We start from the raw sequence: 19134 nt of genomic DNA on the forward strand, positions 1-19134 counted from the left end.
TAGACCTTAATTGAGCAGAGAGACGATCGAATCGCCGACCTGTGCCGTCGAGCGGGCTCCGGAGCGGGAGGCGAGGTCGCGCTGCACGGCAGCCGTGACCTTGGCCGAGGCATCCGCCAGCCCCAGATGGGAAAGCAGCAGCGCGACGGACAGGATGGCCGCCGTCGGATCCGCGATCTGCTGACCCGCGATATCGGGAGCTGAGCCGTGCACCGGCTCGAACATGCTGGGGAACGTGCCGTCGGGGTTGATGTTGCCCGAGGCCGCCAGCCCGATGCCGCCGCTGATTGCGCCGGCCAGGTCGGTGAGGATGTCGCCGAAGAGGTTGTCGGTGACGATGACGTCGAATCTAGCAGGATCGGTGACCAGGAAGATCGTCGCCGCGTCGACGTGCAGGTAGTCGACCTCGACCTCGGGGAACTCGGCCGAGACTTGGTCGACGATGCGGCGCCACAGCTTTCCCGCGAACACGAGCACGTTGGTCTTGTGCACGAGCGTGAGCTTCTTGCGGCGCGCGGACGCCTGCGCGAAGGCGAACCGGACGACGCGCTCGACCCCGTAGGCGGTGTTGACGCTCACCTCGTTCGCGACCTCGGCGGGCGTGCCGATGCGGATGCTTCCGCCGTTGCCCACGTAGGGGCCTTCAGTCCCCTCGCGCACGACCACGAAGTCGACCTCGCCGGGGTTCTTCAGCGGGCTCTCGACGGTCGGATACACGACGGTGGGGCGCAGGTTCACGTAGTGGTCGAGTTCGAAGCGCAGCTTCAGCAGCAGGCCGCGCTCGATGTTGGCGTTCGCCAGGCGCGGGTCGTTGGGCTTCCCGCCGACGGCACCGAGCAGGATGGCATCCGCCTTCTTGATCTCCTCGAACTCGGCGGCCGGCAGCACCTCGCCGTCGTCGAGGAAGCGCCCTGCGCCGAGCCGGTACTCGGTCTTCTCGAACGTCACGTCGCTGTCGGCAGTGACCGCGTCGAGCACCTTCAGCGCTTCGGCCACCACCTCGGGGCCGATGCCGTCACCTGGGATGACGGCGAGCTTGACGGGGTTCGACGCGACGTTGGGCATAGCCCCAGCCTATTTGGTCGCGGCGAGCCGACCGGCCCGTCAGAGCGCGAGAGTGCCTGTCACAAGCGTCTGCGTCTGGCCGCCGACCCAGATCTTCCGGCTGTCACCTGAGCCGTCGACGGTCACCCGCACCAGCCCGTCACGCCCCATCGCGTGCCCCTGGCCGGCGAGATACGACCCGCTGGCCCGCCCCGACTCGACCAGCCACCGCGCCAGCCCCGCGTTGAGCGAACCCGTCACCGGGTCCTCCACGACACCGAGCTGCGGAATGAACGCCCGCACCTCGATGAGCCGCTCGTCGTCGTCGAGGTAGTGCGCGAACGCGCCGATGCCGTGCTCGCCGAAGCCCGCGAGGTTCGGCTCGATCGCCAGCAGCTCGTCGACGCTCGGCAGCTCGACCGCGAACCAGCCCGGGCCGTTGTCGACCCACTGCGATGAGACGATCGCGGTGCGATCGATGCCGAGGGCGGCGGATGCCTCGGCCAGCGTCGCTTCGTCGACCGGGCCGGTCTTCAGGAATCCGGGCGCCTCGAAGGCGAGCCCGTGCTCGTCGCGCCGCAGCTCGACGAGGCCGATGCCGCACTCCTGCACCACGACGCCGTCGCGCGCGGGCACGCCGCCGGCCTCGAGCCACGCGTGCGCCGTGCCGAGGGTCGGGTGCCCCGCGAAGGGCAGCTCGCTGCCGGGCGTGAAGATGCGCACGCGGTAGTCGGCGCCCTGCTCGCGGGCGGCGTCGGTGGGCGGCAGCAGGAAGGTCGTCTCAGAGAGATTCGTCCACGACGCGAACTGCTGCATCGCGACGTCGTCGAGCCCCTCGGCGTCGACCACGACCGCGACGGGGTTGCCCGTCAGCGGGGTGTTGCCGAAGACGTCGACCTCGACGTAGCGCCGCGGTGCAGGCATCCCTCGCCCCTACTCGGTGATGTCGATCTCGATCAGCTCTTCAGCGCTGATCGCGTCGGCGACCGACGAGAGGATCTCGGTCGGCACCGGCGAGTCGACCGTGAGCACCGACAGGGCCTTGCCGCCCTGCTCGTCGCGCGCGATCTGCATGTTCGCGATGTTGATGTTCGCCTCGCCGAACGCCTTGCCGTAGACCGCGACGATGCCGGGGCGGTCGGCGTAGACCATGACGACGTGGTGCGCGGCGAGCGGCACCTCGATCTCGTACTCGTTCAGCCCGATGATCTTCTCGACCATCTTGGTGCCCGAGAGGGTGCCCGCGACCGAGACGACCGTGCCGTCGGCGAGGATGCCCTTGAGGGTGGTCGTGTTGCGGTAGTCCTTCGACTCGTCGCCGGTCGTGAGGGTGACCTCGATGCCGCGCTGCTCGGCGAGCAGGGGCGCGTTCACGTACGAGACCTTCTCGCTCACGATGTTGGTGAAGTAGCCCTTGAGCGCCGCGAGCTTGTAGACGCTCACGTCATAGGCGGCGAGCTCACCGCGCACGTCGACGTCGAGGCTCGTCAGCGCCTCTTTGCCGGCGAGGCCCGCGAACACCTGGCCGAGCTTCTCGACCAGCGCGATGCCGGGGCGCACGAACGGGTCGATGACGCCGCCGGCGACGTTGACCGCGTCGGGCACGAGGTTGCCCTCGAGCGCGAGCTTCACCGAGCGCGCGACAGAGACGCCCGCCTTCTCCTGTGCCTCATCGGTCGAGGCGCCGAGGTGCGGCGTGACGACGACGTTCGGCAGCGAGGTGAGCGCGTCGTCCTTCGGCGGCTCGCTCGTGAACACGTCGAGGCCGGCGCCTGCGATCACGTTGTTGCGCAGCGCCTCGGCGAGGGCCGCCTCGTCGATCAAGCCGCCGCGGGCGACGTTCACGATGTACGCCGTCGGCTTCATGAGCGCGAGCTGCGGGCCCGAGATCATGCCGGTCGTCTCCGGCGTCTTGGGCATGTGGATGGTGATGAAGTCGGATGTCTTCAGCAGCGCATCGAGGTCGAGGAGCTCGACCCCGAGCTGCTGCGCACGCGCCGCCGTCACGTACGGGTCGTAGGCGACGACCTTGACCCCGAACGCCTGCAGGCGCTGGGTGATCAGCGTGCCGATGCGGCCGAGGCCGATGATGCCGACGGTCTTCTCGAACAGCTCGGTGCCGGTGTACTTCGAGCGCTTCCACTCCCCCGCGTTGAGCGAGGCGTGGGCGGCCGGGATGTGGCGGGCGAGGCTCAGGATGTGGCCGATGGTGAGCTCGGCCGCCGAGATGATGTTGGAGGTCGGGGCGTTCACGACCATGACACCGGCCTTGGTCGCGGCCGGGATCTCGACGTTGTCGAGGCCGACACCTGCGCGGGCGATGACCTGCAGCTTGGGCGCCGCGGCGATCGCCTCTGCGTCCATCTTGGTCGCGGAGCGGATCAGCACCGCGTTCGCGTCGGCGAGCGCCGCGAGCAGCGCGGGCCGGTCGGTGCCGTCGACGCCTCGGACCTCGAAGTCCGGGCCGAGCGCCTCGACGGTTGCAGGGGACAGTTCTTCGGCGATCAGCACGACCGGTTTCGTCACGAGCGCATCTTTCCTACGGTGGCTTCAGTGGGCGTTGCACCAACCCTACCGGCCCCGCATCTGGGAGAGTGACGCCATGAGGCCGCTGCGCGCGCTGTTCCTGCGACTGACCGCGGGCCGGCTGACACCGTGGGTGAAGCAGATCCCGACGGTGCTCACCTTCGCCGTCGCGCTGCTCGTGCTGCTGGCGACGCGGATGCCCGTGAGCAGCGGCGGCCTGCTGCTGGCATCCGTCATCATCGAGCTCGTCGCGACCATCGCCTCGTTCGCGCTCCCCTGGCGGCGTATCGGGCCGTACTGGAGCGTGCTCATCCCCTGCGCGAGCTTCGTCGCGATCGCGCTGCTGCGGCTCGCGACCGGCGGCACGGACTCGCCGTTCGGGGTGCTGCTGATCATTCCGACCGTCTGGGTGGCGAGCGAGCCCGGGGCGTGGAATCCGCTCATCGCCGGCATCGGCACGTGTTTCGCTCTGTTACTTCCGGAGTACCTCGACGGCGCCCCGATCTCGCTCGGCGAGGTCGCCCGCGACCTGCTGACCCCGTTCGTCTACATCGTCGCGGCGATCATCATCAACGAGATCGCCAGGCGGCTGCGCGAGGCCGGCGAGGAGCGCGACCGCGTCAAGGACGAGTTCCTCGGCCTCGTCTCGCATGAGCTGCGCAACCCGCTGACGAGCGTGCTCGGTTATCTCGAGCTGCTGCGGATGACGGGCGAGAACCTGACGGACGAGCAGCGCGGATTCTTGAGCGTGGCGGACCGCAACGCGCGGCGGCTGCGCCACCTGGTCGGCGACCTGCTGACCACAGCGCAGGCCGGAGCGGGAGCGTTCACGCTGCAACGGGCGCGGGTCGACCTCAACGAGGTGGTGCGGCAGGCGGTCGAGTCCGCCGAGCCGTCGGCGGAGGACGCAGGTGTGACGCTCGTGGCGCGGCTTGCGGACTCCGTGGGGCTCGACGGCGATTTCGAGCGGCTCGGCCAGGCGTGCGACAACCTGATCTCGAACGCGATCAAGTTCACGCCGGCGGGCGGCACCGTCACGGTGGCGACCGAGCTCAGGGGCACGGATGCCTTGCTGTCGGTGCGCGACACGGGGGTCGGCATCCCGGCCGATGAGGTCGCGCACCTCTCCGAGCGGTTCTTCCGCGCATCGACGGCGCAGGCGATTCCCGGAGTCGGGCTCGGCCTCACCGTGGTGCGCGCGATCGCGACGGCCCACGGCGGCCGCCTCGAGATCGAGAGCGAGCAGGGCGTCGGCACGGCGTTCACCCTCGTGCTGCCGGTGGGCTGAGCGTGGCTCGCACCTTCACGCTGGTGACCGAGACGCACCACTGGGTCGAGGCGCTCTTCGATCTGTCCCTCGACATCGGTGCGCACGTCGCATCGATGCACGGGAGTCGCGAGCGCGCCGTGGCCGGGGTGACCACGGGAAGGATCGGTCTCGGCGAGACCGTCACCTGGAAGGCCTGGCACCTCGGCATCCGCTTCACGATGACGTCGCGGATTCTGGAGCTCGATCGGCCGCATCGGTTCGTCGATGCGCAGATCGCCGGGCCGTTCCGGGAGTTCCGGCATGAGCACCGCTTCGAGCGGCTGGGCGACGTGACGCGCATGACCGACACGATCACGCTCGCGTCGCCGATCTTCGCGCCGCTCGTTGAGCCGCTGATCCTGGTGCCCTACCTGCGGCGGCTCATCGCGCGCCGCAACGCGCAGCTGCTCGCGCTACTCGATCGCGAAGCGACTACGCAGTAGTCGCGCCGATTCCGCACCATGAACCACTAGTACGGCGTACTCGATGCGCGGAGATGCGCTCTGACTCCGAGGGGTGCCGCGATGGGGTTCTGCCGAAGCAATACCCCATCACGGCACCCCTCGTGGAGGCGCGTCGCTTAGCGCGCGACCGAGCCGTCGACGTAGTCGTCGTCGGAGTTGGTGTTCCAGGCGAACAGCGCGCGCAGCTCGCGGCCCGTCTTCTCGATCGGGTGCTGCTCGCCCTCGGCGCGCAGCTTCAGGAACTCGGGGGCACCCGCGTCCTGGTCGGCGATGAAGCGCTTGGCGAAGGTGCCGTCCTGGATGTCCGCGAGGACCTCCTTCATGTGCTCCTTCACCGACGGGTCGATGACGCGCGGGCCGGAGACGTAGTCGCCGTACTCGGCCGTGTCGGACACCGACCAGCGCTGCTTGGCGATGCCGCCCTCCCACATGAGGTCGACGATGAGCTTGAGCTCGTGCAACACCTCGAAGTAGGCGATCTCGGGCTGGTAGCCCGCCTCGGTCAGCGTCTCGAAGCCGTACTGCACGAGGTGCGAGACACCGCCGCAGAGCACCGTCTGCTCACCGAACAGGTCGGTCTCGGTCTCTTCGGTGAAGGTCGTCTTGATGACGCCGGCACGCGTTCCGCCGATCGCCTTGGCGTACGACTTCGCGAGGTCCCAGGCCTGGCCCGAGGCATCCTGCTCGACCGCGATGATGTCGGGGATGCCTCGACCGGCGACGAACTCGCGGCGCACGGTGTGGCCGGGGGCCTTCGGCGCGACCATGATCACGTCGATGCCCGCGGGCGCCTTGATGTAGCCGAAGCGGATGTTGAAGCCGTGGCCGAACAGCAGCGCCTTGCCCTCGGAGAGGTTCGGCTCGACGTCGTCGGCGAAGAGGTGGCGCTGGTGCTGGTCGGGCGCGAGGATCACGATCACGTCGGCCCACTTGGTGGCCTCGGCGTTCGACTTCACCTCGAAGCCCGCCTCGGTCGCCTTCTGGATCGACTTCGAGCCGTCGCGAAGGCCGATGACGACCTCGACGCCCGAGTCACGCAGGTTCTGCGCGTGCGCGTGGCCCTGCGAGCCGTAGCCGATGACCGCGACCTTCTTGCCCTGGATGATGCTGAGGTCGGCGTCGTTGTCGTAGTAGATCTCTGCCATTGCTTTGCTTTCTTCTTCGAAGGTTGGGTCTAGGACTTGAAGACGCGATCGGTGATCGACTTGGAACCGCGGCCGATCGCGAGCATGCCGGACTGCGCGAGCTCTTTGATGCCGTAGGGCTCGAGCACCCGCAGCAGGGCCTGCACCTTGCCGGAATCCCCCGTCGCCTCGATGACGAGCGCATCGGTCGCGACGTCCACGACGCGGGCGCGGAACAGGTTGACGGCCTCGAGGACCTGCGAGCGCGTGGTGACGTCGACGCGCACCTTCACGAGCAGGTGCTCGCGCTGCACGGACTGCGCGACGTCGAGCTCGACGATCTTGATCACGTTGACGAGCTTGTTCAGCTGCTTGGTGACCTGCTCGAGAGGAAGCTCTTCGACGTCGACCACCACGGTGATGCGCGAGAGACCCTCGACCTCGGTCGTGCCGACGGCGAGCGAGTTGATGTTGAAGCCGCGGCGCGCGAACAGCCCGGCGACACGGGTCAGGAGGCCCGGCTTGTCTTCGACGAGAAGGGACAGGACGTGGGTGCTCATGGCTTACTCCTCTCCCCAGCTCGGGCTGTGGTCTTTCGCGTACTGCACGTAGCTGTTGCTCACGCCCTGCGGCACCATCGGCCACACCATGGCGTCGGCGGACACCACGAAGTCGATGACGACCGGCCGATCGTTCGTCTCGAGCGCGAGCTTGATCGCCGGGTCGATCTCCTCCGGCTTCTCGACGCGGATGCCGAGTGCGCCGTAGGCGTCGGCCAGCTTCACGAAGTCGGGGATGTGCCGCGAGCCGTGCCCCGTGTTGAGCTCGGTGTGCGAGTAGCGACCGTCATAGAACAGCGCCTGCCACTGCTTGACCATCCCGAGCGACGAGTTGTTGATGATCGCGACCTTGATCGGGATGTCGTTGATCGCGCAGGTGACGAGCTCCTGATTGGTCATCTGGAAGCAGCCGTCGCCGTCGATGGACCACACGACGCGGTCGGGCTGGGCGACCTTCGCGCCCATCGCCGCCGGCACCGAGTAGCCCATCGTGCCCGCGCCGCCCGAGTTGAGCCACGCGTTCGGGCGCTCGTACGTGATGAACTGCGCCGACCACATCTGGTGCTGGCCGACGCCTGCGACGTAGACGCCCTCGGGGCCCGTGAGCTCGCCGATGCGCTGGATCACGTGCTGCGGGGCGATCAGGCCGTCGCTCGTCGGGGTGTAGCCGAGCGGGAACTCCTCACGGAGGCCCTTGAGCCTGGTCCACCAGCCGTCGAGGTCGGGCTGCGCCTCGACCGACGCCGTCTTGAAGGCCGCCGTCAGGTCCGGAAGCACCTCGGCGAGATCGCCCACGATCGGGACGTCGGCCGTGCGGATCTTCGAGATCTCCGCGGGGTCCACGTCGACGTGCACGATCTTGGCGCCCGGCGCGAACTCGCTCACCTTGCCGGTGACGCGGTCGTCGAAGCGCGCGCCGAGGGCGACGATGAGGTCGGATTCCTGCAGCGCGAGCACCGCGGGCACCGTGCCGTGCATGCCGGGCATGCCCAGATGCTGCTCGTGCGAGTCGGGGAACGCACCGCGCGCCATCAGCGTGGTCACCACGGGCGCGCCGCTCGCCTCGGCGAATTCGCGGAGCTGAGCGGATGCCTTCGCCCGCACGACCCCGCCCCCGACGTACAGCACCGGCCGCTTCGCCTCGGCGAGCAGCTGCGCCGCCGCCTGGATCTGCTTGCCGTGCGCCTTGGTCACCGGGCGGTAGCCGGGCAGCTCGATCTTCGGCGGCCAGCTGAACTCCATGAGGTTCTGCTGCGCGTCCTTGGTGATGTCGACGAGCACCGGGCCGGGGCGGCCGGTCGAGGCGATGTGGTACGCCGAGGCGATCGCCGCCGGAATCTCCTCCGCCGTCTTCACGAGGAAGGAGTGCTTGGTGATCGGCATCGTGATGCCGACGATGTCGGCCTCCTGGAAGGCATCCGTGCCCATCAGCGTCGAGAACACCTGACCGGTGATCGCGAGCAGCGGGACGGAGTCCATGTAGGCGTCGGCGATGGCTGTGACGAGGTTCGTCGCACCGGGTCCGGAGGTCGCGATGGCGACGCCGACCTTGCCGCTCGCGGCGGCGTAGCCCTCGGCGGCGTGGCCGGCGCCCTGCTCGTGGCGCACGAGGATGTGGCGCACGCCGCTCTGCGCCATGAGCTCGTCGTACAGCGGAAGGACGGCGCCGCCCGGAAGCCCGAAGACGTCGGTGACGCCGAGCTTCTCGAGCGTGCGCAGGATGGCGGCGGAGCCGGTGATGAGCTCGGGGGCCGCCTGCGCGGCCGGGGCGGCGGCCGTCGGGCGCGGCGTCGGCACAGGTCGTGGATCAGTGGGCATGAGGAGAGTCCCCTTGATGCGTAGGTGATCGAATGGGTGACGAGAACTACCCCGTGATCGCGCCCTCGGCTGCCGAGTGCACGAGCTTGGAGTACTTCGCGAGAACGCCACGGGTATAGCGCGGGGGAAGCGGGGCCCAGCCTTCGCGGCGAGCCCTCAGCTCAGCTTCGTCGACGAGTAGGTCGAGCGAGCGAGCAGCGATATCGACCCGAATCAGATCACCATCGCGCACGAATGCGATCGGACCAGCGTCGACCGCCTCGGGAGCTATGTGGCCGATGCACAGGCCGGTTGTGCCGCCTGAGAATCGTCCGTCTGTCAAGAGTAGTACATCTTTTCCGAGGCCCGCGCCCTTGATGGCTGCGGTGATGGCGAGCATCTCGCGCATGCCGGGGCCGCCCTTCGGGCCCTCGTAGCGGATGATCACGACGTCGCCGTGCTTGATCTCGCCGTTCGTCAGCGCGTCCATCGCGGCGCGCTCGCGCTCGAACACGCGGGCGGGGCCCTCGAAGACGTCGAGGTCGAAGCCGGCTGTCTTGACCACGGCGCCCTCGGGCGCGAAGGACCCCTTGAGGATCGTGAGGCCGCCGGTCGGGTGGATCGGGTTGTCGAGCGTGCGCAGCACCTCGCCGTCGAGTGCGGGCGGGTTGATGTCGGCGAGGTTCTCGGCGACGGTCTTGCCCGTGATCGTCAGCGCGTCGCCGTGCAGCAGGCCGGCGTCGAGCAGCGCCTTCATGAGCACGGGGATGCCGCCCATGCGGTCGACGTCGTTCATGACGTAGCGGCCGAAGGGCTTGAGGTCGCCGAGGTGCGGCACCTTGTCGCCGATGCGGTTGAAGTCGTCGATGGTGAGCGGCACGTCGGCCTCGTTCGCGATCGCGAGCAGGTGGAGCACGACGTTGGTCGAGCCGCCGAGCGCCATTGCGACGGTGATGGCATTCTCGAAGGCATCCCTCGTCAGGATCTGGCGGGCCGTGATGCCTTTCTTGAGCAGGCCGACGACGGCCTCGCCCGAGCGGTGCGCGTAGTAGTCGCGGCGGCGGTCGGCCGAGGGCGGCGATGCCGACCCCGGCACCGAGAGGCCGAGCGCCTCTGCCACCGACGCCATGGTATTCGCGGTGTACATGCCGCCGCAGGCGCCCTCGCCGGGGGCGAACGCGCACTCGATGCGCTCGGCGTCTTCGAGGCTCATCGTGCCGGCCTTGACGCCACCGACCGCCTCGAACGAGTCGATGATCGTGATGTCCTTCTCGGTGCCGTCCGACAGCTTCACCCAACCCGGCGCGATGGAGCCCGCGTAGAGGAAGACGGAGGCCAGGTCGAGTCGGGCCGCCGCCATGAGCATGCCGGGGATCGACTTGTCGCACCCGGCGAGCAGCACCGAGCCGTCGAGGCGCTCGGCCATCATGACGGTCTCGACCGAGTCGGCGATGACCTCGCGCGAGACCAGCGAGAAGTGCATGCCCTCGTGGCCCATCGAGATGCCGTCGGAGACCGAGACGGTGCCGAACTGCAGCGGGTAGCCGCCGCCGGAATGCACGCCTTCCTTGGCGGCCTGCGCGAGGCGGTCGAGCGAGAGGTTGCACGGCGTGATCTCGTTCCACGAGCTCGCAATGCCGATCTGCGGCTTGTCCCAGTCCGCATCACCCATGCCGACGGCGCGGAGCATTCCGCGGCTGGTGGTGGCTTCGATGCCGTCAGTGACGACTCGGCTGCGAGGTTTCACGTCGATTTCGGACATGAACAAAGCCTACTGAGGCGAAAAGGATCACAGAGACCGAGCGGATGCCTCACGAGCAGTCGCGAGCCGTGACAGCAGCTCGGCGAAGGCCGCGACGTCGGCGACCCGCGCGGTGGCGGCCGTCTCGCCCTCGCCGACCTTGACGCCGAGGTCGCCGGGTTCGAGCACCGCGAAGGCGTCTTCGTCGGTCACGTCGTCGCCGGCGTAGAGCACGGTGGTCGGCGCGTTCTCTTCCGCCGTGAGCAGCTCGCGAAGCATCCGCACGCCGTCGCCCTTCGTCACCGCGCGCACGCTGAACTCGACGATGTCCTTGCCGGCGCGGGTCGTGAAGCCGCCGATGGAGTCTGCGGCCTCGCGCGCCGCCCGCTGCAGGGGCGCGACGAGCTCGGTGTGCTCGACTCGGCGCGTGTGCACGCCGAAGCCGACCGGCTTGTGCTCGAGGCGGGCGCGCGGCACCGCGGTCACGAGCTCGGTGAGCGCGGCCTCGAGGCGCGCCATGCGCGCGCGCTCGTCGTCGGTGAGGGCGACGTCGGCGAGCTCGCCGCGGATCGACACCTCGACGCCGTGCGAGCCGACGAGCAGGGCGTCCGGCCCGGACTCGGTGAGTCGCGCCAGCTCGCCCAGCGGGCGGCCAGAGACGAACGCGACCCAGGTCGCGGGCAGCGCGCGCAGGCGCTCCAGCGCCGCCGCGCCTGCCGGGGTGATGCGCGAGGTCGACGGGTCGTCGACGAGGGGCGCCATCACGCCATCGAAGTCGAGCGCGACCAGCAGGCGCCGGGCGGCGGCCAGCTCGTCGATCTGAGGGTCTGAAGCCATGCTCAGTCGCCGGTGTCGCGCGCGGCCTGCGCCCGCTTCGGGATGTCGAGGTGGTTCGCCGGGTCGTTGTGGTCCTCGCGCACGAGGGCGTCGAGGAACGTGGCGCTCCAGCGCTGCACGTCGTGGCTCAGCACTCTCTTGCGCAGGGCGCGCATGCGGCGCGTGCGTTCGCGCTGCGGCATCCGGATCGCATGCACGATCGCCGACTTGAGCCCGTCGATGTCGTGCGGGTTGACGAGCAGCGCCTGGCGCAGCTCGTCGGAGGCGCCGGCGAACTCGGAGAGGATCAGCACGCCGTCCTGGTCGGTGCGGCTCGCGACGTACTCCTTGGCGACGAGGTTCATACCGTCGCGCAGCGCGGTGACGAGCATGATGTCGGCCGCGAGGTAGAGCGCCACCATCTCTTCGCGCGGGTAGCCCTGGTGCAGGTAGTGGATCGCGGGCCGGCCGAGCTGCGAGAAATCGCCGTTGATGCGGCTGACCGTGATCTCGACCTCGTCGCGCAGCTGCGCGTAGGCGTCGACGCGCTCGCGGCTCGGGCTCGCGACCTGCACCAGTGCGACGTCCTCCGCCGAGATCACACCGTCTTCCAGCAGCTCGCCGAACGCCTTCATGCGGTGGCGGATGCCCTTGGTGTAGTCGAGCCGGTCGACGCCGAGCATCAGCACGCGCGGGTTGCCGAGCTCTTCGCGGATCTCTTGCGCGCGCGCCCTGATCTTCGGGTCTGCGGCGAGCTTCTGATAGGCCTGCGCGTCGATCGAGATCGGGAACGGCCGGGCGAGCACGGTGCGCACCGGCTGCCCGCGGCGGGCCGTCGCCCTGTGCCGCAGCGTCATCTCGGCCTGCGTCTCTTCGAGGCGCACGTTGATGAGGTTGCCGCGCGTCTCGTAGCCGTGCAGGCGGCGCACGGCGCGGGCGAAGTTGCCCGCGTCCGCGACGCGCTGGAAGCCGACGACGTCGGCGCCGAGCAGTCCGTCGATGATCTGGCGGCGCCACGGCAGCTGCGAGTAGATGCCGTATGCCGGGAAGGGAATGTGGTTGAAGAATCCGATGATCAGGTCGGGCCGCGCGTCGCGCAGCATCTTCGGAACGAGCTGCAGCTGATAGTCGTGCACCCACACGATCGCGTTCTGCGCCGCGACGGCGATGGCGGCGTCGGCGAAGCGGCGGTTCACCCGCTGATACGCCTCCCACCACTCGCGGTGGTAGCTCGGCGGCGAGATGACGTCGTGGTAGAGCGGCCAGAGCGTGTCGTTGCTGAAGCCCTCGTAGTAGTCGGCCACCTCATCGGCCGACAGCGGCACGGGCACGAGGTCGATGCCGTCGGCCTCGAACGGGTCGAAATGCACGTCGGGCATGCCGGGCCAGCCGATCCACACCCCGTCGCGCTCGCGCATCACGGGTTCGAGAGCCGCGACCAGACCGCCGGGGGACGTTCGCCAGACGGCGTCGTCGCCTTCGCCCGAGACGTGGTCGACCGGAAGCCGGTTCGAGACGATCACCAGCTCGTACTGCTGGTTACCCGAGTGTTGATCTGCTGACTTCGCTGCGGAAATGCGGCACCCCCAAGCTCGTCAGCCAGGCTATCAGCGGCTAGCGTGAAGGCATGACCCTCCGAAAGTACGTGCTGAGTCCTCGGCTGTACGCGTCGGCCCTCGCGGTGCTGCCGGTCGTCAGGGCGACGCGCAAGCCGCAGCTCGGTCAGCGCTCGTGGGTGCTCTGGGCGGGCTGGGCACTCGGCACGGCCGCCGCCATCGTCTCGGTCCGTGAGGATTCCGCGCGGCGTGTCTCCACGAATCGGCGCTGATTAGCCCCGAAAATTACAGGCATGTTCTTCGGTCGCCGCAAGCATGCCGCACCCACCCCGGCACCGGCTGTGCTCGCCAGCGCGCCGCCCGCCGCGCCCCAGCTCACCGATGAGCTCATCTTCGCCGCCGTGCAGAAGAGCCTGAACGATGTGTTCGGCGAGAACGGCGACTGGACGGTGGCGCGCCGCTCCCCCGACCAGGACGACCTGATCTTCCACGACGTGCTGGTGCACTCGCTGGCCACCTCGGTGACCGCCTCGGTGGCCGCGGCCCGCGAGACCCTGGTGCCGACCGGCGGCCCTCTCGGCCTGCTGCGCGCGCCACGCGTCGAGTCGAACGCGACTGAAGCAGCCGCAGAGGAATCCGCCGACGAGCCCGCCGCCCTCAGCTGGGAGCCCGCGCCGATCACCCGCTGGGCCGACCTCAAGCGCCCGGTCACCGGCGAGGTCGCGGTCATCACCCACGACACCGTGACGCACGACAAGGCCGCATAGCTTCTCTGCGTAACCTGCAGGCATGTCACTGGCGATCGAGGACTACGCACTCATCGGCGACTGCTTCACCGCGGGCCTCGTGGGCCGCGACGGCGGCATCGACTGGCTCTGCCTGCCTCGCTTCGACTCCCCCAGCGTCTTCGGCGCGCTGCTCGGCGATGAAGAGAGCGGCCGCTGGGTCATCGCGCCCACCGAGACGGATGCCTCGGCCGAGCGACGCTACGACGGGGCCGGCTTCTCGCTGATCACCCGCTGGACCACGCCGACCGGCGAAGTCGAGGTGATCGACGTGATGCCGATCGGCCGCGGCCGCGTCGATGTCGTGCGCCGGGTGCGCGGCCTGCGCGGCTCGGTCGAGCTGAACCAGGAGCTCCGGCTGCGCTTCGACTACGGCGCGACGATTCCCTGGGTCAGCCAGAACCGCAGCGTCGAGCCCGCTGAGCTCGTGGCGATCGCCGGCCCGAATGCCGTCGTGCTGCGCGGCCCGGCCGTTCGCGGCCACGACCACCAGCACTCCGGCACCTTCACCGTGGCGGAAGGCGAGACCGTCGACATCGTGCTCACCTGGTTCCCGAGCCACCGCGAGCTGCCGGCACCGCTCGACGTCGACGCGGCCCTCGACCGTACGCGCGAGTGGTGGCAGGAATTCATCGACCGCGGGCAGCACGACGACGACCCCCGCTACCAAGAGCTCGTGCTGCGCTCGCTGCTCGTGCTGCGTGCGCTGACCCACGAGTCGACCGGCGGCATCGCGGCCGCGGCGACCACCTCGCTGCCCGAGCAGTTCGGCGGCAGCAGGAACTGGGACTACCGCTTCGTCTGGCTGCGCGACGCGGCGCTCACGATCCACGTGCTCGCACAGCACGGCTACAACCATGTCGTCGACCGCTGGCGGCAGTGGATGCTGCGCGCCATCGCCGGCGACCCGGCCGACGTGCAGATCATGTACGGCCTCGGTGGTGAGCGGTGGCTCCCCGAGCGCGAACTCGCGTCCCTGCCCGGCTATCAGGGCGCCGCCCCTGTGCGAGTCGGCAACGCCGCCTCAGAGCAGTTCCAGGCCGACGTCATCGGCGAGGTCATGCTCGCCTTCTCGGCGGCGCGCGAGGCGGGGCTCACCGAGGACGCCGTCTCGTGGGGGCTGCAGCGCGCCCTGCTCGGTCACCTCGAGAAGGTATGGGCGACGCCCGACCAGGGCATCTGGGAGATCCGCGGAGAGCCCCGTGCGTTCACGCACTCGCGGGCGATGTCGTGGGCCGCGTTCGACCGCGGGGTCGAGGCCGTCGAGAAGCACGGGCTGCACGGGCCCGGCCAGCGCTGGCGAGAGCTGCGCGACAGCATCCGTCACACCATCGATCAGCACCACGTCGATCACGCGACGGGCGCGTTCGTTCAGTACGCGGGCGCAGTCCACGTGGATGCCGCCCTGCTGCAGCTCCCCCAGATCGGCTTCTGCGCCCCGGACGACCCGCGCATGCTCGCGACCGTCGCCCGCATCGAGGAGGAGCTGCTGCACGACGGGTTCGTCGACCGCTACGTCTCGGAGACCGGGGTCGACGGCCTGCCCGCGGGTGAGAACCCGTTCACCGCCTGCTCGCTGTGGCTCGCCGAGCAGTACGCGCGCTCCGGCAGACGCGACGACGCCATCGCGCTGCTCGACCGGGTCGCGGCAATCGCGAACGACGTCGGGCTGCTGTCCGAGGAGTACGACCCGAAGGCGAAGCGACAGGCGGGCAACACGCCCCAGGCGCTCTCGCACCTCGCGTTCGTGCGCGCCGTCGACGCGCTCTCTGACACCGAGATGACTCGATAAGCTGACACCGTGACCGTGAATGCAGCATCCCCGGCCGTCACCCACGACGACGGCGTTCAGAACCAGTCCTTCGTCGGCTTCCTCGCCCGGCGCATCCCGTCGGCTCTCGGCGGACTGCTCGTCACGCTGCTCGCGCTGCTCGTGTTCCTGTTCTGGGTCTACACGCTCGTCGTGACCTGGATCGGCCACGGCGACCTCTCGACCCCGCTCTTCCAGACGACGGTCGCGGCTGTCCTCGTTGTCGGCGTCGCCTTCTTCGCGCGCAAGACGCTCGGGTGGCTCGGGCTGCTGATCATCGCGGCGGCCTGGTGCATCCTCTCCGGTCTTCCGCTCATCCCGATCGTGCAGGTGATCGTGCAGGCCGTGCTCGTGACGCTCATGGTCGCCGCAGCGGTGTTCGCCGTCGTCGCGGCGGAGCAGGCCGAGAAGCCGCGTTTTTAGGCCGCGCCCGTCGGGTACTTCCCCTGTGAACGACACAGAGGGGAGCGACAACATGTCGATCGAAGACAAGGGCCGCCACGCCGCCGACGACGCCATCGGCAAGGGCAAGGAAGCCGCCGGCAAGGCGACCGACAACGAGAAGCTCGAGAACGAGGGCAAGGCCGACCAGGTCGGCGCGAAGGTCGGCAAGGCCGGCGACGCGATCAAGGATGCCTTCCACAAGGCGACTGACCACTGATTGCCGCCCGGGCTCAATAGACTCGCCCTATGACGTTGGAGTCACCCGAGCCCCAGTTCGCCGCCAACGGAACCGGCTATGACATCAGCCAGCTCCGCGGCGTTTTCGAGAACCACTTCACGTGGGCGACCGCTTTCGAGCGCAACACCCACCGCTACGCGCACAGGCCCGCGATCAGCGACCCCGAGACGGGGCGTTCGTGGACGTACGCCGAACTCGGCGTCGTCACCGGACAGCTGGTCGCGGGCCTTCGCCGTGCAGGCGTCGGCGTGGGAGACCTGGTCGCCTACCAGCTGATGAACTCGCCCGAGTTCGCGTTCCTCTACGTCGCGGCGCAGGGTCTGCGGGCGGTCAGCTCGCCCATGAACTTCCGCCTCTCCCCCGGCGAGACCGCGTTCATCCTCGACGAGTCGAAGCCGAAGGTCTTCGTGTACGAGCGCGAGCAGGCATCCGTCGTCGCGCAAGCGCTCGAACTCGCGCAGCACAAGCCGGCTGTCGTGGCGGGCGTGGGCAAGGGCGCGCTGATTCCCGGCTCGATCGCGTTCGAAGAGCTGCTGGTGGCGGATGCCCCGACCTTCCGCGCGCCGGAGGACGGCAGCGTGTGGGACGAATCGAGCAGGCTCTACACGAGCGGCACGACCGGCATGCCGAAGGCCGTGCCGCTGACCTCGCTGAACGAGTCACTGTCGGCGCACGACGTCATCATGGCGTTCCCGCTGGCCTCGACCGACAAGACGATGAACATGTCGCCGTGGTTCCACCGCGGCGGCAACTACTGCGCGGGGCCGAACCCGGTGTTCTTCGTGGGTGCGGAATCCGTGTGCCTGCGCCGCTTCGACGAGGCCGTCGTGCTCGACGCCATCCAGAACTCGCGCCTGACCTATGTCATCGGCGCCCCGACCAACCTCGAGCGCCTCGCCGACGAGCAAGAGGCGACGCCGCGCGACATCTCGTCGCTGCGCGGCATCGTGACGATGGGCGCGCCGCTCGAGAAGGCGGCGGCGATCCGCTATCAGAAGACGCTGCACTCGCGGCTGATGAACGGCTACGGCACTACCGAGGCGTTCTGGAACACCTTCCTGCGGCCCGAGGACCTGCCGACCTTCGCCGGCAGTGCGGGCCGCGCGTGCATCGACGACGACGTCGCCGTGGTGCATGTCTATGAGGACCGCTTCGCCGAGCCGGGCGACACCGTTCCCAAGGACGGGCACACCGTCGGCGAGGTCATCATGCGCACGGTGAAGGCCGGCTACGCCTACACCGACCCGGCCCGCACGGCCGAGAAGTTCCGCGGCGGCTGGATGTACCCGGGCGACCTCGCCACCTGGGACGAGAACGAGATCGTCACGATCGTCGGCCGCAAAGACGACATGCTCATCTCCGGCGGCGAGAACGTGCACCCCGTGCAGGTCGAAGAGGCGCTCGCCGAGCACCCCGGAGTCGCCGACTCGATCGTCACCGGCCTCGCCGACGACGAGTGGGGCGAGCTGGTGGTGGCCTACGTGCGGCACAAGGGCGGCGCACCAGCCGACCCGCAGGCGGCCGCCAACGACCTCGACGCCCACTGCCGCGCGCACCCCGGACTCGCGGACTTCAAGCGCCCGCGCCGCTACGCGTTCGTCGACGAGCTTCCCTACACGGCGACGGGCAAGAAGCAGCACTTCATCTTGAAGAAGCAGGCGATCGAGGATGCCGCGAGCGGGGTGTTCCTCACGCCGAAGCGCTAGTTCCGCGCGGGTTTCGCCTCGACCGCCGCCCTGGTGGCGAAGGGGCCGCCGGTCTCGGCGTTCCAGACCGTGATGATGCCCCAGGCTGTCGCGGCGATCGGCACGGCGAGCACGGCGCCCACGATGCCGCCGATGAGCGAGCCCGCGGCCAGCGAGAGCAGGATCACCAGCGGGTGCAGGTTGAGCGAGTGCCCCATGATCTGCGGCTGCAGCAGGTGGCTCTCGAGCTGGTTCACGAGGACCACGATGGCGACGACGATGATCGCCGCCAGCGGCCCGTTCGCGACCAGTGCCACGAGCGCCGCGAGGCCGCCCGCCAGCACCGCGCCGACGATCGGGATGAACGCCGTGATGAAGACGATAACCGCGAGCGGGAAGGCCAGGGGCACGCCCACGATCGCGAGGCCGATGCCGATGCCGACCGCGTCAGCCGCGGCGACCATCGCGGTGCCGCGCACATAGCCGCCGAGCACCGTGACCGTCTTGTCGCCGATGCGCTGTGCGCGCTTGAAGGTCTCGCCGTGCAGGGGGCGCAGCAGGAACTCCCAGATCTTCGGGCCGTCCTTCATGAAGAAGAACAGCGTGACGATCGTGAGGAAGAGCCCCGTGACGCCCTCGGCCGCGGCGCCCACGCCGGCGAGCGCTCCACGGCCGAACTGCGCAGAGGTCAGGAAGTCGACGATCGCGTTCTGCGCGTCGTGCAGGTTCTGCTGGCTGATCAGGTTGGCCGGCAGCTGGTTGAAGTAGCCCTCGAGCTGGTTGATGCCGTCGGTGGCGTTCTTGACGAGCTCGTCCCACTGCGAGTGCACCGCCCAGATGATCAGCATGGTGAGGCCGCCGATCACGATGAGGATCGAGAACAGCGCGATCCAGGTGGCGAGCATCGAGGGCACACCATGGCGACGCATCCACGCCATGAAGGGGTGGATCGCACACGCCAGAATCAGCGCCAGAGTCACCGGGATGAAGACGAGGCTGACCTGCGTGATCGCGAGCACGAGCACCGCGGCGACGATGAGCACCGCGATGATCTGGATGCAGCGCGTGGCGAACCGGCCGAACGCGTCACCCCAGGCGACGGTCGTCTCCGCCTTCGCGACTGCGACGTTGCGCGGCAGCGACCCGCCGCTGGGCACCTTGTTCCTGTGCAAGAAGGCCATGCGCAGAGGGTACCCAGTGGCGGGCCGTCTTAGGCGTAAGGCTGGCCGCATCGA

General features: G+C 69.1%; 18 protein-coding genes. 8 read left to right on the forward strand and 10 right to left on the reverse strand.

The genetic code is table 11. The features are described 5' to 3' along the window. Nucleotides 1–6 precede the first annotated feature (6 nt). Genes ABD736_RS04410 through serA form a run of 3 tightly spaced genes read right to left on the reverse strand, consistent with a single transcriptional unit; the run spans nt 7 to nt 3570 of the window. A complete protein-coding gene (locus ABD736_RS04410; RefSeq protein WP_344790525.1) occupies nt 7–1065 on the reverse strand; it encodes a 3-isopropylmalate dehydrogenase in 1059 nt (352 codons plus the stop codon). A 39-nt stretch (nt 1066–1104) separates the two neighbouring features. Further along, nucleotides 1105–1968, reverse strand: coding sequence for a PhzF family phenazine biosynthesis protein (locus tag ABD736_RS04415; protein ID WP_344790526.1), 864 nt, complete (start codon nt 1966–1968; stop codon nt 1105–1107). A gap of 9 nt (nt 1969–1977) precedes the next feature. Then, nucleotides 1978–3570 (reverse strand): phosphoglycerate dehydrogenase, encoded by a 1593-nt coding sequence (serA, locus tag ABD736_RS04420; protein WP_344790527.1) that lies wholly within the window; start codon nt 3568–3570, stop codon nt 1978–1980. Nucleotides 3571–3646: 76 nt separating this feature from the next. Between serA and ABD736_RS04425 the strand changes: the two genes are divergently transcribed. Both ABD736_RS04425 and ABD736_RS04430 read left to right on the forward strand, forming a co-directional pair. Continuing rightward, nucleotides 3647–4858 carry a sensor histidine kinase gene (locus tag ABD736_RS04425; RefSeq protein ID WP_344790528.1) on the forward strand — a complete coding sequence of 404 codons (1212 nt, stop codon included), beginning with the start codon at nt 3647–3649 and terminating at the stop codon, nt 4856–4858. Between the two features lie 2 nt (nt 4859–4860). Continuing rightward, nucleotides 4861–5322: an SRPBCC family protein gene (locus tag ABD736_RS04430; protein ID WP_344790529.1), complete on the forward strand. Its 462-nt coding sequence runs from the start codon at nt 4861–4863 to the stop codon at nt 5320–5322. A 137-nt stretch (nt 5323–5459) separates the two neighbouring features. Here the strand turns inward: ABD736_RS04430 and ilvC are convergent, their stop codons facing one another. The 6 genes from ilvC to otsA are packed head-to-tail and all read right to left on the reverse strand — an operon-like array spanning nt 5460 to nt 12904. Next, complete coding sequence (ilvC, locus tag ABD736_RS04435; protein WP_344790530.1) at nt 5460–6488, reverse strand: ketol-acid reductoisomerase; 1029 nt, start codon at nt 6486–6488, stop codon at nt 5460–5462. 29 nt (nt 6489–6517) lie between these two features. Beyond that, nucleotides 6518–7027, reverse strand: a complete 510-nt coding sequence (gene ilvN, locus ABD736_RS04440) for an acetolactate synthase small subunit (RefSeq protein WP_344790531.1) — start codon at nt 7025–7027, stop codon at nt 6518–6520. 3 nt (nt 7028–7030) lie between these two features. After that, nucleotides 7031–8845 (reverse strand): acetolactate synthase large subunit, encoded by a 1815-nt coding sequence (locus tag ABD736_RS04445; protein WP_344790532.1) that lies wholly within the window; start codon nt 8843–8845, stop codon nt 7031–7033. Between the two features lie 46 nt (nt 8846–8891). Continuing rightward, complete coding sequence (ilvD, locus tag ABD736_RS04450; protein WP_344790533.1) at nt 8892–10586, reverse strand: dihydroxy-acid dehydratase; 1695 nt, start codon at nt 10584–10586, stop codon at nt 8892–8894. 27 nt (nt 10587–10613) lie between these two features. Continuing rightward, nucleotides 10614–11402 (reverse strand): trehalose-phosphatase, encoded by a 789-nt coding sequence (otsB, locus tag ABD736_RS04455; RefSeq protein ID WP_344790534.1) that lies wholly within the window; start codon nt 11400–11402, stop codon nt 10614–10616. 2 nt (nt 11403–11404) lie between these two features. Continuing rightward, nucleotides 11405–12904, reverse strand: a complete 1500-nt coding sequence (otsA, locus tag ABD736_RS04460) for an alpha,alpha-trehalose-phosphate synthase (UDP-forming) (protein ID WP_344790535.1) — start codon at nt 12902–12904, stop codon at nt 11405–11407. 104 nt (nt 12905–13008) lie between these two features. Between otsA and ABD736_RS04465 the strand changes: the two genes are divergently transcribed. The 6 genes from ABD736_RS04465 to ABD736_RS04490 are packed head-to-tail and all read left to right on the forward strand — an operon-like array spanning nt 13009 to nt 17920. After that, a complete protein-coding gene (locus ABD736_RS04465) occupies nt 13009–13209 on the forward strand; it encodes a hypothetical protein (RefSeq protein WP_344790536.1) in 201 nt (66 codons plus the stop codon). Between the two features lie 21 nt (nt 13210–13230). Then, entirely contained in the window at nt 13231–13704 is a 474-nt protein-coding gene (locus tag ABD736_RS04470) for a hypothetical protein (RefSeq protein ID WP_344790537.1), read from the forward strand. 22 nt (nt 13705–13726) lie between these two features. Further along, the gene (locus ABD736_RS04475; RefSeq protein ID WP_344790538.1) at nt 13727–15514 is read left to right on the forward strand and encodes a glycoside hydrolase family 15 protein; all 1788 of its coding nucleotides are present in this window, start codon (nt 13727–13729) and stop codon (nt 15512–15514) included. 9 nt (nt 15515–15523) lie between these two features. Further along, complete coding sequence (locus ABD736_RS04480) at nt 15524–15955, forward strand: hypothetical protein (protein ID WP_344790540.1); 432 nt, start codon at nt 15524–15526, stop codon at nt 15953–15955. A gap of 52 nt (nt 15956–16007) precedes the next feature. Beyond that, nucleotides 16008–16193 carry a CsbD family protein gene (locus ABD736_RS04485; protein ID WP_344790541.1) on the forward strand — a complete coding sequence of 62 codons (186 nt, stop codon included), beginning with the start codon at nt 16008–16010 and terminating at the stop codon, nt 16191–16193. Between the two features lie 29 nt (nt 16194–16222). Next, nucleotides 16223–17920 (forward strand): class I adenylate-forming enzyme family protein, encoded by a 1698-nt coding sequence (locus ABD736_RS04490; RefSeq protein WP_344790542.1) that lies wholly within the window; start codon nt 16223–16225, stop codon nt 17918–17920. Here ABD736_RS04490 and ABD736_RS04495 read toward each other — a convergent pair. Then, nucleotides 17917–19080, reverse strand: a complete 1164-nt coding sequence (locus ABD736_RS04495; RefSeq protein ID WP_344790543.1) for an AI-2E family transporter — start codon at nt 19078–19080, stop codon at nt 17917–17919. The genes ABD736_RS04490 and ABD736_RS04495 overlap by 4 nt on opposite strands. Between the last annotated feature and the right edge of the window lie 54 nt (nt 19081–19134).

It is taken from the genome of Gryllotalpicola daejeonensis, assembly GCF_039538145.1.
Classification (GTDB): domain Bacteria; phylum Actinomycetota; class Actinomycetes; order Actinomycetales; family Microbacteriaceae; genus Gryllotalpicola; species Gryllotalpicola daejeonensis.

Bases quoted from the DNA above. Each gene is read 5' to 3' on its own strand.
- ABD736_RS04410 (WP_344790525.1), bottom strand. From the start codon at position 1,065: ATGCCCAACGTCGCGTCGAACCCCGTCAAGCTCGCCGTCATCCCAGGT.
- ABD736_RS04415 (WP_344790526.1), bottom strand. From the start codon at position 1,968: ATGCCTGCACCGCGGCGCTACGTCGAGGTCGACGTCTTCGGCAACACC.
- ABD736_RS04425 (WP_344790528.1), top strand. From the start codon at position 3,647: ATGAGGCCGCTGCGCGCGCTGTTCCTGCGACTGACCGCGGGCCGGCTG.
- ilvC (WP_344790530.1), bottom strand. From the start codon at position 6,488: ATGGCAGAGATCTACTACGACAACGACGCCGACCTCAGCATCATCCAG.
- ilvN (WP_344790531.1), bottom strand. From the start codon at position 7,027: ATGAGCACCCACGTCCTGTCCCTTCTCGTCGAAGACAAGCCGGGCCTC.
- ABD736_RS04445 (WP_344790532.1), bottom strand. From the start codon at position 8,845: ATGCCCACTGATCCACGACCTGTGCCGACGCCGCGCCCGACGGCCGCC.
- ilvD (WP_344790533.1), bottom strand. From the start codon at position 10,586: ATGTCCGAAATCGACGTGAAACCTCGCAGCCGAGTCGTCACTGACGGC.
- otsB (WP_344790534.1), bottom strand. From the start codon at position 11,402: ATGGCTTCAGACCCTCAGATCGACGAGCTGGCCGCCGCCCGGCGCCTG.
- ABD736_RS04465 (WP_344790536.1), top strand. From the start codon at position 13,009: ATGACCCTCCGAAAGTACGTGCTGAGTCCTCGGCTGTACGCGTCGGCC.
- ABD736_RS04470 (WP_344790537.1), top strand. From the start codon at position 13,231: ATGTTCTTCGGTCGCCGCAAGCATGCCGCACCCACCCCGGCACCGGCT.
- ABD736_RS04475 (WP_344790538.1), top strand. From the start codon at position 13,727: ATGTCACTGGCGATCGAGGACTACGCACTCATCGGCGACTGCTTCACC.
- ABD736_RS04485 (WP_344790541.1), top strand. From the start codon at position 16,008: ATGTCGATCGAAGACAAGGGCCGCCACGCCGCCGACGACGCCATCGGC.
- ABD736_RS04490 (WP_344790542.1), top strand. From the start codon at position 16,223: ATGACGTTGGAGTCACCCGAGCCCCAGTTCGCCGCCAACGGAACCGGC.
- ABD736_RS04495 (WP_344790543.1), bottom strand. From the start codon at position 19,080: ATGGCCTTCTTGCACAGGAACAAGGTGCCCAGCGGCGGGTCGCTGCCG.